General features: G+C 69.7%; 9 protein-coding genes and 1 pseudogene. 7 read left to right on the top strand and 3 right to left on the bottom strand.

The genetic code is table 11. The annotated features are described in order from the left end of the window. Positions 1 to 53 precede the first annotated feature (53 nt). Complete coding sequence (locus tag ACFWIW_RS20180) at positions 54 to 851, top strand: alpha/beta fold hydrolase (protein ID WP_378369825.1); 798 nt, start codon at positions 54 to 56, stop codon at positions 849 to 851. On the opposite strand, the gene ACFWIW_RS20175 is transcribed toward ACFWIW_RS20180, so the two are convergent. After that, the gene (locus tag ACFWIW_RS20175; protein WP_378369824.1) at positions 832 to 1,764 is read right to left on the bottom strand and encodes a LysR family transcriptional regulator; all 933 of its coding nucleotides are present in this window, start codon (positions 1,762 to 1,764) and stop codon (positions 832 to 834) included. The genes ACFWIW_RS20180 and ACFWIW_RS20175 overlap by 20 nt on opposite strands. Positions 1,765 to 1,860: 96 nt before the next feature. Between ACFWIW_RS20175 and ACFWIW_RS20170 the strand changes: the two are divergent. Next, positions 1,861 to 2,883, top strand: a pseudogene (locus ACFWIW_RS20170) (MFS transporter); the annotation flags it as partial. Between the two features lie 20 nt (positions 2,884 to 2,903). On the opposite strand, the gene ACFWIW_RS20165 reads toward ACFWIW_RS20170, so the two are convergent. Beyond that, positions 2,904 to 5,711: a BTAD domain-containing putative transcriptional regulator gene (locus ACFWIW_RS20165; RefSeq protein WP_378369823.1), complete on the bottom strand. Its 2,808-nt coding sequence runs from the start codon at positions 5,709 to 5,711 to the stop codon at positions 2,904 to 2,906. A gap of 124 nt (positions 5,712 to 5,835) precedes the next feature. On the opposite strand from ACFWIW_RS20165, the gene ACFWIW_RS20160 reads away from it, so the two are divergent. The 5 genes from ACFWIW_RS20160 (at position 5,836) to ACFWIW_RS20140 (ending at position 13,084) form a co-directional block, all read left to right on the top strand. Further along, positions 5,836 to 6,324, top strand: coding sequence for a hypothetical protein (locus ACFWIW_RS20160; protein WP_378369822.1), 489 nt, complete (start codon positions 5,836 to 5,838; stop codon positions 6,322 to 6,324). Between the two features lie 260 nt (positions 6,325 to 6,584). Continuing rightward, complete coding sequence (locus tag ACFWIW_RS20155; protein ID WP_378369821.1) at positions 6,585 to 7,328, top strand: hypothetical protein; 744 nt, start codon at positions 6,585 to 6,587, stop codon at positions 7,326 to 7,328. A gap of 100 nt (positions 7,329 to 7,428) precedes the next feature. After that, the gene (locus tag ACFWIW_RS20150) at positions 7,429 to 9,543 is read left to right on the top strand and encodes an EAL domain-containing protein (RefSeq protein ID WP_378369820.1); all 2,115 of its coding nucleotides are present in this window, start codon (positions 7,429 to 7,431) and stop codon (positions 9,541 to 9,543) included. A 203-nt stretch (positions 9,544 to 9,746) separates the two neighbouring features. Next, positions 9,747 to 11,330, top strand: a complete 1,584-nt coding sequence (locus ACFWIW_RS20145) for a substrate-binding domain-containing protein (protein WP_378369819.1) — start codon at positions 9,747 to 9,749, stop codon at positions 11,328 to 11,330. A gap of 8 nt (positions 11,331 to 11,338) precedes the next feature. Further along, positions 11,339 to 13,084: a hypothetical protein gene (locus ACFWIW_RS20140; protein ID WP_378369818.1), complete on the top strand. Its 1,746-nt coding sequence runs from the start codon at positions 11,339 to 11,341 to the stop codon at positions 13,082 to 13,084. Here ACFWIW_RS20140 and ACFWIW_RS20135 read toward each other — a convergent pair. Further along, a complete protein-coding gene (locus ACFWIW_RS20135) occupies positions 13,078 to 13,782 on the bottom strand; it encodes a class I SAM-dependent methyltransferase (RefSeq protein WP_378369817.1) in 705 nt (234 codons plus the stop codon). The two genes, ACFWIW_RS20140 and ACFWIW_RS20135, sit on opposite strands and share 7 nt — an antisense overlap. Positions 13,783 to 13,808: the final 26 nt, after the last annotated feature.

The raw sequence follows: 13,808 nt of genomic DNA, 5'->3' as shown, positions 1-13,808 counted from the left end.
TCGGCTCCGACCCAGTGCCGAAGCTAGAGTGAAGCGACCCTGTGGAGGACCTGATGACCACCTCGTTCGAGACCGTGATCTCGGCCGACGGCACCCCGATCGCCTTCGACCGCACCGGTGAGGGCGCGCCGGTGATCCTGGTCGGCGGCGCGTTCAACGACCGGACGACCGTCGCCGGCCTGGCCGCGACCCTGGCGCCGGAGTACAGCGTGATCGCCTACGACCGGCGTGGCCGGGGTGACAGCGGCGCCGGCGCGGTCTATTCGGTCGAGCGTGAGGTCGAGGATCTCGCCGCGCTGATCGAGCACGTGGGTGGTTCGGCGGCGGTGTTCGGGCACTCGTCGGGCGCGGTGCTGGGGCTGGAGGCGGCCGCCAGAGGCGTCGCCATGACCGGCCTCGCCGTCTACGAGCCGCCGTACGTCGTCGACGACAGCCGGGAGAGGCCCGCGGCCGACCTCTTCGACCGCGTCCGTGCCTTGATCGCCGACGGCGACCGCGACGGCGCGGCGGAGCTGTTCCTGGTCGAGGGGACGGCGACGCCGGAAGAGGTCGTCAAGGGCATGCGGGACGACCCGTTCTGGGCGTGGTTCACCGGGCTCGCCCACACGCTGCCCTACGACCTCGCGCTCTGCGGTCCCGGAAACGTGCTGCCCGCGGACAGGCTGGCCAAGATCCCGGTGCCCACGCTGGTGATCGACGGCGGGGAGAGCGACGCCTGGATGCGGGCGGGCACCCGCGCGGTCGCCGACGCGATCCCCGGCGCGCGGTACGTCACCGTCGAGGGACAGGACCACGGCGTCCTCCACCAGCCGGACACCTTGCGCGGCCTGCTCACCGGGTTTTTCGGCTGACGGACCCGGCCTGTTCGAGCAGTTCGGCCAGCGCGGTCAGCGGCGGGTTCACGTGGCCGGTCCGCCAGACGAGGCCGAGCTGACTGGACGCTTCCAGGCCGCGGACGGGGACGTAGCGCAGATCGGTGCGGGTGTGCTGTTCCGTCAGCGGACGGCATACCAGCATCGCGTGCATCCCGGACGCCGCCAGCGCCATTCCCTGCTGGACGGTCGTGATCCCCGCGGTCGAGGGAATCGGCGTTCCCGACGGAGTGGCGGGCGGCGTACGCGCGGCCTTCCAGTAGCCGGGGCCGTCACCGGCGCGGTGGAGCAGGTCGAGTTCCGCGAGATCTTCCCGATCGATCGACTCGCGCTCCGCGATGGGGTGACCGGTCCCGACCATCACGTACTGGTCTTGCGGCGGGAACAGGAAGCCGACCGTGAGCTCGGGTTCGTGGACCGGGAGTTCGGCGATGACGGCGTCGATCTCGCCGTCGAGCACGGCGGTGAACGGTGAGCCGAGCGGGACGTCGTGGGTGTGCACGGCCACGCCGTGCCGATCGCGCAGCGCGCGGAAGATCGAAGTGACCTCCTCGTAGACCATGCCGGTGAACCCGACCCGCAGTTCCTCGACAGCGCCGCGCATCGCCCGCTCACGCGCGCGCTCGAAGGTGCGGAGCAGCGCGCGATAAGCGGGCCGGATCTCCTTGACGAACTGCGCGCCGGCGCGGGTGAGCCCGACCTTGCGGCTGGTGCGCTCGACCAGCCGCGCGCCGACCCGTGCCTCCAGCGTGGCGACGAGCTGGCTCACTCGCGATTGCGAGTAGCCGAGCCGCTCTGCCGTATGCCCGAAATGCAGTTCCTCCGCCAGCGTGAGCAGGCATTCGATCTGCTGCAGATGCGCTTGGTGCATGGTCGGAAGCGCGTCACCCATCCTCGGACGATAACACCGGATCGATGAGCCTGGCTCATCGATCGATGAGGAAGACGTCGTTGTTCGCCGGTGCCGCGCGGTGATGGGCTGGACGGCATGAGTTCCTCTGTCTCTCACCCGGATCCGGTCCGTCTGGAGCGGACATCCCCGCGGCGATGGGCCGCCGTCGGCGTGCTGACGCTGAGCACGTTCCTGGTGGTGACCTCCGAGATGCTGCCGGTCGGGATGCTCACCCCGATGGCGGACGGTCTCGGTGTCTCCGCGGGCGCGGCCGGTCTCAGCCTGACCGTCACCGGTCTGGTTTCGGCGGTCACCGCTCCCGTGGTGCCGCGGCTGCTCGGCGACCTCGACCGGCGCCGGGTGCTGGCCGCGGCCGTGGCGGTGCTGGCCGCCGGCAACGGGCTGACCGCGATCGCCGTCGATTTCGGGCTGCTCATGGTCGCGCGGATCGTGCTCGGTGCCGGGATGGGCGCGGTCTGGGGGATGGCTTCGGCCGTGGCCGTCAGGCTGGTCGCGGCTCGCGACCGCGCACTGGCGGTTTCGTTCACCGTCGGGGGTGTCGCCGCCGCCTCGGTGCTCGGGGTGCCGTTCGGCACGTTCGTGGGGAACGCTTTCGGCTGGCGAGCGGCCTTCTGGTCGCTCGTGGTGTGCGCGTCGGTGCTCGTTCCCGCCTTGCTGCTGGCCTTGCCTGTGTTGCGCCGTCCAGCGGTCGTCGAACAGACCGGCACCGGACGGCGCCGCTCGTTGTTCCGTCCCGCCGTGGTCACCGGCCTCGCCGTGGTGGTGCTGCTGGTGACCGCGCACTTCGCCGCGTACACCTACGTGCGTCCGGTCCTCGAAGAGCTGCCCCGGATGACGGCGGGCGCGATCGCGTCGCTGTTGCTCGTCTACGGCGTGTCCGGGCTGGTCGGCAACTTCGTGGCCGGAGCCGCGGCCGGGCGCAGGCCTCGGCCGACCGTGCTGCTGCTGGCGTCCGGTATCGCGGTCGCGCTCGGGCTGCTGGCGCTGTCCGGCGCCTCCGCGCTCGTCGCCTGGGCCGCGATCGCCCTGTGGGGGCTGGCCTACGGCGGACTGTCGGTCGGCGCGCAGCTGTGGATGACCGCACTCGCGCCGGATCGCGTCGAGCACGTCACCGGTCTCTACGTCGGCGTGTTCACCGGTTCGATAGCCCTGGGCGCTTTCGTCGGCGGCTTGGTCGTCGAGGGGGCTGGTGTCGTGCTGTTGCTGTGGAGTACGGCCGCGCTCGCCATGGTCTCCCTGCTGGTGGGTTCGATGGGCAGGCCCATCGCGGCGTAGTGGTCCCGCGCGGCTCCGGCCTGCCCCAGCCCGGCCAGCGCGCGGGCTTCCTGCAGCCGGTAGCCGATCCGCTTCGCCGTTTCGAGCGCGAGCCGATGCCGCCTGAGACCCGTCGCCGTCTCGCCGAGCGCGAGGCAGGCGGTGCCAAGGCTGTTGGCCGCCATCGCCAGCAACAGCGGATGGTTGAGCCGGGTGAGGATCGCGCACGCGCGTCCGGCCTGCTCGCGCGCGTCGCCCGGGCGATCGGCGCGCAACAGGGCGTCGGCGAGGTCGATCCGGCTCCATGCCTCGCCGAACAGGTAGCCGAGATCCCGCGAGGCGGTGATCGACCGTTCGATGACCTCGAAGGCTTCGTCGAAACGGCCGAGCCGGGACAGGACGAGGCCGAGCTGGGCCGAACTCAGGATCGTGCCGCGCTCGTCGTCGCCCAGTTCCACCGCCCGCCGGGCGGAGACCAGCGCGTCGTCCAGCCTGCCGAGGACCTCCTGGGCGTTGCTGAGATTGGTCCACAGCGTGGCGGCGGCGGACTCGTCCGCGATGGCAAGGCCGTCACGATAGAACCGGATCGCCTCGGGGTAACGGCCGAGCATGCCGTGCAGCGCCCCCACCCTGGAGAGCGCGATCGCCTCGGCCGCGCGGTCGCCGGACGCGCGGACGACGGCCAGCCGTTCCAGCGCGCAGTCCATTCCCTCGGTGAGCCGCCCGTTCTCCCAGAACGCCAGGGTGAGGCTCGCCAGGCTCAGCTGGATCGCGTGCGGGTCGCCGATCCGGCGGGCGGCGGCGATCCCGGTCCGGGTCACGGCGAGGAGTTCGTCGAGGTGCCCGCGTTCCCGGAGGTGTTCGGCGGTGTCCGCGGCGATCCGCCAGGCGTACTCGTCGAGACCGGCGTCGAGCGCGTGCCGGGTCACCGCGACGAGATTCGCCCGTTCCGTCCGGTACCAGCCGGGGCCGCCGCCTTCGCGGTAGTGGTCGAGGAGCCGGCGCACGGCGGGGCCGGATTCCTCGTCGCGTGCGGCGTTCCGGGCGTGCTCGGCGATCAGGTCGTGGAACGCGTAGCGGCCCAGCGCCCGCTGCCTGAGCAGATGGGCGTCGAGCAGGTCCTCCAATAGGCGTTCGGCCTCGCGCTCGCCGGTGCCTGCCAGCGCGGCGGCCGCGGGCACGCCGATGTCGGCACCGGGATTACGCCCCAGCAAACGGAACATACGTTGTTGGGCGGCATCGAGCTCCCGATAGGACAGTGCGAAGGCCGCGGCCACGTCGCGTCCGGCGACCTTCAGCTCGGCCAGCCGGTCGTGTTCGGAGCCCAGCCGTTCGGCCAGGGCCTCGACGGTCCACTGTGGACGATTCTGCAGCCGGGCGGCCGCGATGCGGATCGCGAGCGGCAGGTTCCCGCACAACGCGGCCACCCCGGTGTCCGGTCGTCCGGAGGCCGCCGCGAACAGGGCGCCTGCCTCTTCGTCCGGCAGCACTTCGAGACTGATCGACGCGGCACCGTCGATCGCGGCCAGCCGGCGCCTCCCGGTGACCAGGAGGGCGACCGTCGCCGAACCCGGCACCAGCGGCCGCAGCTGTTCCGCGCTCGCGGCGTTGTCGAGCACCACGAGCAGCGACCGGCCCGCCGTTCGGGTCCGCCACAGTTCGGCCCTCCGGTCCACGCCGCCGGGAAGCCGCGAAGCCGGGATGTCCAGCTGCCCGAGCAGGGCTTCGAGCGCGGCCTCGGGCGGAAGCGGTTCGCGGGCGGGGGAGTGGCCGTGCAGATCCACGAACAGCTGCCCGTCGGGGAAATCGGCGGCGAGCCGATGCGCGGCGTGGACGGCGAGCGAGGTCTTGCCTACACCGGCCATACCGTCGACGACGACGGGGCGGCCGAGCCGGACGGCGTCGGCCAGACGGCCGATCTCGGCTTCGCGCCCGGTGAAATCCGGGACGTCGTAAGGAAGGAAGCAGCGGGTCTTGCCGTACTCCGGCTCGTCGCGCAGGATCCGCTCGTAGAGTTCGCGCAGCTTCGGGCCGGGGTCGATCCCGAGTTCCTCCACCAGCCGCGTTCGCGCCTGCCGGTAGACGTTCAGCGCGTCGGCCTGCCTGCCCTGCTGGTGCAGCGCGCGCATGAGCAAGCCGGCGAACGGTTCCCGTAGCGGGTGTTCGGCGACCAGCGCCGTCAGCTCCGCGACGGAGTCTTCCCCGGCGGAGATCTCTTCGTCGAGACAACGTTCCACAACGGACAGACGACGCTCGTCGAGCTCTTCGGCTTCACCACGCAGCGCCGCACTGTCCACACCGGACAGAGCCGGTCCGCTCCAGCACGCGAGCGCTTCGCGGAACTCGCCACGCGAGACGCGCTCCTCGAACGTGCGGAGGTCGAAGGAGCTTGGACGAAGGACGAAGCCCGGCCCTTCGGCGGTCAAAACGTCGTCGGCGGCACCCTCGGCGACGAGCGTGCGCTTCAACGCGGTGGTGAGATTACGGATCTGGCGCGTGGCGGTGGCGGGCGGATCCTCGTCCCAGACGACGTCCACCAGCCGCGAGACCGAGACGACCCGATCGGCGCCGAGCAGCAGCGCGGCGAGGATCCGCTCCTGCCGCGGGCCTGCCAGTTTCACCGGCCGCGCCCCGTTCCGGCACTGCACCGGGCCCAAGATCCGGAACTCCATCGCACCCCCTACCGCGAGGTTAACCGGCCACCCGCCCGCGCCGGTGCGGAAGTGATGCAGCTGTGATGCGCCGCCCGGCGAACCTGCTGGTGGACGGAATACGGGACGTGATGAGGAGAACCCCATGCGCAAGCGGTATTACGCGGCGTTGGCCGGGCTGATCGTGGCCGCCGCGGGAATCGGCGTGCCCGCCGCGGCGGCGGCCAGCGACCAGCGGGCCGAGTCGGAACGGCAGGCCTGTCAGCGCGCGTTCGACCGCGCGGTCTGGGAGGACATGGACAGCTTCAACAAACGCGACGAGGCCCGCTACCGGGCGATCATCCACCAGAACATGGTGACCATCGGCCGCAAGGGTCAGACGATCATCGGCTATGCCGACAACGTGGAGCCTGTGGTCGACGTGCAGTTCAAGCTCCCTTACGAATACAGCATGCCGTGGACGGTGACCCACACCGTCGTCGAGGGCTGCAAGATGGGCTACGCGATCCTCGACGCGTACTACAAGGTGCCGTCGCAGAACATCAACCGGCACTACACGATCAGCCTGACGCTGGTTCGCGAGCACGGTAAGTGGCAGGTCATCAAGGACACCGTGACCGACGTGCTGCCCTGAGGAGCTCGTGAGTGGCAAGGACGGTTCTAACCGTCCTTGCCACTCACGAGGCTCCGGGGCTTCGGACCTGCCACCGGCGCCGAGGCCACGGCCGTAGCGCTCGCGTGGTTCCTCCACGAGATCGGGGCGAGGCCGGACATCGAGCGCCATGCCGGTGATCGCGCGGCCGCGAACTCAAGGCTGACGGTGAACGGTCGATCACCAGGTGTAGGGTTCATGCTTCTTCCGAGCGTCCCGATTCCGGAGAGGGTTCTGTGAGAATGCCGCTCGAACTGGTCACCGCGGTGGCCGCCTGCTGCGTGCTTCTCTATGGTTTCCTGGTCGCGGCCCCCGCCGGGGCCGTCGACGTCCGCTGCTCCGATCGGGATCTGCCGGCCACCGGCCCGCTCGGCGAACCCGCCGCGGTGCACGGCCGGTTCTGCCTGCCCGAGGCTGTCCGGCTGCTGGTGCACGGCGGTACCTACGACAGCGCCGACTGGGACCTGCCCTACGACCCGGATCGCTGTTCCTGCCGGCGGGACATGGCGAAACACGGCTACGCGACCTTCGCGGCGGACCAGTTCGGCTCGCTGGGCAGCGAACCGCTCCATTCCTCGACGAAACCGGGAGCGCGTGCCGGACTGTTCTCCGCGACGGAAAATACCGACCCCAAGGTCGTCGAAGCGGATGAGGCGGCCAAGGATCAGGTTTCGGTCCCGGGAATGGGGACGGTCGCCGTGTTCGGCATCGGGCTGCCCGCGACTAACGAGATCCGGGTGCCGGTTCTCCAGGCCGTCGGATCGGGGGACATCCTGTTCTGCGGTCTTTTCCCGCTTCGCGACTGTTCGAGCGGCGAGACGCTGCGCCGGGCGGAAGCACCGTTCTACCGGCCCGAGGCCGGGCTTTCCACGTATGTTCTGTCCGGTGCCGGACATTCGCCGGCGTTACATCGCAACGCGTCCCGGTATCGGGACGCCACCCGCATGGTTGAGGGAAAAGGCCGGTGTTGCAGTACCGTAGGGTGACCACCCGAATGGATGACCGTTAAACGGTGAGTACGGCTTCAGAATCGTGGAGGATGTTCCTCCACCACGGAATACGAAAGCGACCCCAGGACCGGCGGACGTGACTGCTCCACTTCCGGACGGCGATGAGTTCCCCGTATCGCCGGACGCCCCCAAGAGACCTTCTTCCTCCGCGGCACCGAAGCGGAGGAACGCCGCGCCGACCCGTGCCACGCTGGCTCGCAAATGGGCTTACCTGGTCACCGGTACGGCGTATCTGCCGTATACCCACGCCCAGATCGAAGAGCATTTCGCCGCTCTGCTCGACCAGGTCTTCGAGGCGGTGCTGAGTGAGGACGCCGAGCCCGCGCAGGCCACCGAGGCCGGCGCGCGGCTCGTCGCGCTCAGATGCGTCGGGCCGGACAGCCTGCGTCGCACGATGGACGTACTCGGCAAGGGGCTCTTGCACGAACCGGAGTTGCGGGGCGTCAAGTCGCTCCCTGAACGGGTGTTGCAGGTGCTCGGCGCGCTCGCGTCCGGCTACGGCGAGGCGTTGCGCGAGAGCATCCAGAGGCAGCAAGAGGATCTGAGCCGCACGTTGGTCACGCTCGAACGCGAGACCCGGCGTGAGCTGGTGCTGACACAGGCCCGGTTCGAGCAGTTGTTCACCGGCTCGGCGACCGGTGTGGCCGTGACCAGGGTCGACGGCCGCGTCCAGCGGGTGAACCCGGCGTTCGCCGAAATGCTGAACCGGCCCGTCGCGGACCTGATCGGGCTCAACCTCTACGACCTCGTGCACCCGGACGACGCCGACGGCCTGCGCGAGGGCTACCGGAAGCTGCTCGAAGGCGAGAGCCAGCGGCTCGAGCTGTCGCGAAGACTCGTGACCGAGGACGAGGAACCGCCGTGGGCGGGCTTCACCGGCGCCGTCATCCGCGACCCGGCGGGCGAAGCCCAGCAACTGATCACCCTGGTCGACGGCGATACGGACGTCTCGTTGCTGCAGCGGCAGCTGAGCCGTCAGGCCCTGCACGATCCGCTGACCGGCCTGCCGAACCGGCAGTGCTTCGGCACTCGCCTGGAGAAGGCGTTACGGCACGCCGACCCGTCCTTCGGCGTCACGGTGTACCACCTCGATCTGGACGGTTTCTCGCTGATCGCGGGCGGCCTCGGCCAGAAGCAGAGCGACGACCTGTTGAAGAACGTCGCCGCGAAGCTGCGGACCGTCGTCGGCGGCGAGGACGCGCTCGTCGCCAGGATCGGTGGCGACGAATTCGGCATCCTCATCCAGAACACCGCGACCAGCCCGGACGTCGCCACCGTCATCGGCATGATCAACCAGGAGCTGTCCGAACCGGTCTACCTCGAGAGCGGCAGCGGCGTCGCGGTTTCGGCCTGTGTCGGCGTCGTGCACCGGCCGCCGAGGGATATCGCGCCGAACGAGCTGTTACGCGTCTCGGACATGACGCTGCGCCGGGCGCAGGCCAACGGCTACCGGCAGTGGGCGCTGTCGGATTCCGTGCTCGACAGCAGGGAACGGCACGAGTTCGGCCTCGCCGTGGCGATGGCGGGTGCGTGGGAGACCGGTGAGATCGAGATCGAATTCCGGCCGCTGACGTGGCTCGCGGACAGCAGGCCGGCGGGTATCGAGGCGAGGCTCGCGTGGAACCATCCGCGTCACGGCCGGATCGGTCACGACACCTGCGTCCGCTTCGCCAACGAGACCGGCCTGATCGTGCCGCTCGGCGAATGGCTCATCCGCACCGCCTGCGAGGAATCGGACGACAGGCTCCCGATGGTCGTGGGACTGACCTCGCATCAGGCCGCCGACCCCGATCTCGTCGGGTCGGTACGGAACATCCTGACCGCGACCGGGCTCGGGCCGTCACGGCTGAGGCTGGGCTTCCCCGCCGACGCCGTGCTCGCGGATCTCGGCGAGACCGTCGACAACCTGCACCTGCTCGCCGAGATCGGCGTGGACGCGGAACTGCAGGGTTTCGGCGCGGGCAGTGATGTCGTGTGCCTGGTCGACGTGCCCGTCCGGGCGGTCCGGATCGCTCCCGGCCTGGCGGAGCGGCGCACGGAACCACTGGCGGAACGTGCGCTGCGGAACCTCATCGACACCGCGACCATGGCGGGCGTGACGGTGATCGCGGACGGCATCGACTCGACCGGCGACGCCGGCTGGTGGCAGTCCGCCGGTGCCCACATCGGCGCCGGACGGTATTTCGGCTAGACCGTTCGGCCGATCACGCGTGATCGGAGCCGGAACTCGCGTGATTGAAGCCGTAACTTGCAGTTCCGCCTTCGATCACGCGAGTTCCGGGTTCGGTTAGACCGTTTGCCGCAACGGAAGGCGCCAAGTTACCCGAGGGTTGACGTTCGCGGGCGGATTGGGCAACATCCCAGGTCCTCACCCCGCACCTCGGAGGCACGCACATGCAGGACGGCCCGAGGCGTGGCGGGCGGTTCGACGCGCCCGTGGTCGTCTTGAGCCTGTTGCTGGTGATCGCGCTCGGCGCTTGGTGGGGTGTGGACTACCTGCGCGCCCGGTTGGCGGGCAACGGTTGTGACGCGCTGACGCCGGTCGAGATCACCGCGGCGCCCGACGTGGCGCCCGTGCTCACGCGGCTCGCGAAGACCGTGCCGCAGGAAGAATGCTTCAGTGTCAACGTGACCGCGAGCGAGTCGGCCAAGGTGGCCGACCTGCTCGGGACCACGGCCTCCGGTGGGCCCGACGTCTGGATCCCCGAGTCGAGCACGATGTTGTCGCAGGCCAGGGACGCCGGCGCGTGGAACCTGCCGGAATCCGGTCAGTCGGTGGCGAATTCCCCGGTGGTGCTGGGACTTACGGACGAAACCGCGCGGCGGTTCGGCTGGCCGGGGAAAACCCCCTCATGGCAAGAGATCCTCGACGGCTCACCGATCGGGATCCCGGATCCGGCACGCGATCCGCTCGGCGTCGGAACGCTGCTCGCCCTGCGGAAGCTGACCGAGAAGGAGCCCGACCCGGCCGCGGCGTTCACCGCCGCCATGCGGAAACTGAATCCGGCGCCGAGCCAGTTCCCAGGCGCCTTTCCCACGACCGAACAATCCGTCCTCGCGCGGAACCTGGTGGCGGCTTACCCGGGCGTCCCGGTGCACGGGTTCGACTACCCGTATGTCGTGCTGCCCAAGGCATCCGAAGCGTCGAGGGCCGCGGCGGAACGCTTCCTGCGGCTGCTGCTCGATCCGGTCGCCGGCGCCATCTTCGCCGACGCGGGATTCCGGGCGCCCGGCGGTCAGTTCGCCGTGCCGCGGGCGCAGGACAGCCGGACCGACCCGGCACCGCGTCCGCCGGGAGCCCCGCCGGTGACGGAGTTGTACGCCGTACTGCAGGCCTGGGCGGGGACGAACCTGAGCGCCCGGGTCCAGGTGCTGCTTGACGTCTCCGGTTCGATGGCCGCCGCGGTTCCGGGTACGGGCAAGAGCCGGATGGAACTCACCCTGCAGGCCGCGACGCAGGGGCTCGGCCTGTTCAAACCCACCACGGAACTGGGTTTGTGGCTGTTCTCGACCAAATTGGACGGTGACAAGGACCATCGTGTCCTGCTGCCGATGAAGACGATCGCCGAGCAGACGGCATCGGGCGGCGTCGCGCGGCTCCAAGCCGTGCGGCCGAAAGCCGGTGGCGCGACCGGGCTTTACGACTCGATCCTCGCGGCGTACCAGAACGCCAGGCAGAACTGGAAACCCGGCCGGATCAACCTGGTCGTCGTCCTCACCGACGGGCGCAACGAGGACAACGAGACGATCGGGCTGCCGCGGTTGCTGGAGGAACTGGGCAAACTGCAGGATCCGCGGAAACCGTTGCCGGTCATCGGGATCGGTATCGGGCCGGATATCGACGCCTCCGAACTGCGGCAGGTTTCCACCGCCACCGGCGGGGAATCGTTCACCACCCCCGATCCGAGGAAGATCTCGGACGTCTTCTACCAGGCGCTGAGCAAGATCATGTGCCAGCCGCCGACCTGCAAGAATTGAGGCGACCCGTGGCTCTCCGGGGGAAAAGACCTTCGCCGGTCGCGCTCGCCGCGTTCGCCGCCGGCGTGCTCCCGTTCGTCCTGCACGTGTGGGCCGCGCTGCGCGGCAGCCTCGCGCAGGACGACTTCGTCATCACCTATCACGCCGCGAAGTCGGGCCCGTTCGACTTCGGCTACTTCTTCCAGGATTACCACGGCCATCTCGCGCCCGGCGGATTCCTGCTCGCCGATGTGCTGACCGCATGGGCACCGCTGAACTTCGCCGTCCTGATGGCGCCGGTCCTGCTGATGCAAGGAGCGGCGTCGGTGCTGCTGTGGGCGGTACTGGTGCGCTGTTTCGGGCGCCGGTGGGGGATTCTCGTCCCGTTCACGATGTTCACGACGTCGACGTTGCTCCTCGTCCCGACGTTGTGGTGGGCGTACGCGATCCAGATCGCGCCCGTGCTGCTGGCCGCCACCGCCGCCCTGCACGCGCATGTCCGCTATCTCGCCGACGGCGGCCGCTGGGCGATCGCCACGGTGGCCTGGACCGTGTTCGGGCTGGCGTTCTACGAAAAGGCGGTGTTCATCCCGGTGCTGATCGCCGGGATCACCGTGCTGCTCGGGATTTCCTTGCGCCGCCACCTCGTGCTGATGGGTGTCCTCGCGGCTGTCCTCGCGGGCTATGCCGCCGTTTTCCTGGTGTTGACCACGAGTCAGGTCGGGCAGGGCGGCGGCCCGGTCACCGTCGGCACGGTCGCGGACATGACGGGCCGGATGCTCGGCGACACCCTGATCCCCGGACTGGTCGGCGGACCCTGGTCGGGCCCGGGCCCCGGCGCGACTTTCGCCGCTTCCCCCACGGTGGTGCGGATCGTGCTGCTGCTCGTGGCCGTCGCCGTGCTGGTGACCGGGATCCGCGTCGGCGGGCTCCGGGCCAGGAAGGCGTGGCTCCTGCTGGGCCTGGTGTTCGTGGCGGATATCGGGCTGTCGGCGGCCACCAGGCTCACCGAGGTCGGTCCGGAACTGGGCAGCGATCCCCGCTACGTCGCCGATCTGGCGCTCGTCGTCGCGCTGTGTCTCGCTTTCGCCTTCCTGGAGCCCAAACCGCTCGACCGGTCATCGGATCCTGCGCCGTCCTCGGCGAAACGCGCGGTCTCCTTGGCGTTGTGTCTTGTGCTCCTCGTGAGTTCCGCCGTGGGATTCTCCCGGCTGGCACCAGGGCTACGGTTCGACCACTCGCGGGAGTTCCTCGCCAACGCGCGGGCGTCGATCGAACGGGATCCCGGCCTCGTCCTGTACGACACGGCCGTGCCGAACGACGTCCTGCACGGCTGGTTCGGCGAGAACGCCCGCACCTCACGGGTGGTGGGCCTGATCCCGGGTTTCCAGTTCGACCAGCCGACCAGCCGGATGTCCCTTTTGGACGATTCGGGCACCGCGAGGACGATCACCGGCGTGGAACCGGTGTCCCGCGGCTTGCCCGGCCCGGTGACGGGCTGTGGGTACACCGTCGGTGAGCAACTGGTGCGGATTCCGTTGGACGCGCCCGTTCTCGGCCGGTACCTGCTCCGGATCGACTACTTCACCTCGGACGGCGGCGAAGGGTTCGTGGACCGCGACGGCGCACGCGTGCCCGTGTGGTTCCAGCCCGGGCTGCACACGATGTACCTGCCGATCGAGGGCCTGTTCGACAAGATCGGCTTTCAGTTGTCCGCCAAGGGTGCTCCGGTCTGTCTCGCGAAGGTCGAGGTCGGCAAGCCGCTCACTCAGTAGGGGTCGTACGGGCTGTCGTGGCCGAAGACCCGCGCCACGGGCGCCAGCCGGAGCCGCAGCAGGATCTTGATCCCGACGTTGCGCGCGAACCACGGCAGCTGGGCGAGCACGCGCAGCCTGTCCTTCGCCGACGGCGGGGCGAGCCGGAACCGGGCCAGCGACGTCGCGCGGTCGAGATAGGTGTAGCGCCGTCCGAAGAGGACTTTCGCGATCGTGCCCAGTGTGACGCCGATGGAGGAAAAGCAGTCGTGGACCAGGATTTCCGCGCCGTCGTCCAGGTTCGCCGACCAGCGCAGGTCGTCGGTGTAGGTCCAGTAGTCGTGTTTGCCGTCGATGTAGAGCAGCTGGATCGGACGGTCCCAGCGCGGGCGGAGTTTCGTGCTGTACTCGGCCACGAGTTCCACGACGTCCTCGACGCCCGCCTTGCGCAGGTTCGCCTCGAACCGTTGGCGTGTGGGCGATCCGCCGAACAGCCGTCCGTCGACGAACGGGTCGACGGCGACCACCCGCGCCCCGACCGTGCGGGCGGCACTCGCCAGCACGATCGTCGAACGGCCCTGGTGGCTGCCGATCTCGACGATGAGATCGCCCTTGTCCAGCCGGCACGCGGCGTTCCACAAGGCGAGGCCCTGATCCCTGGTCATCCAGCCCTTGACGGGTTCGGCGAGCGACCACGCTTCTGCGAAACCGTCTGTCATAGGGCGCATAGTAGCCACGTTTCCGC

Source organism: Amycolatopsis sp. NPDC058340 (assembly GCF_042723975.1).
In the GTDB taxonomy this organism is placed as follows: Bacteria; Actinomycetota; Actinomycetes; order Mycobacteriales; family Pseudonocardiaceae; genus Amycolatopsis.
The sequence above is the reverse complement of the archived record's forward strand: the minus strand, read 5'-3'. Positions and strand labels throughout refer to the sequence as shown.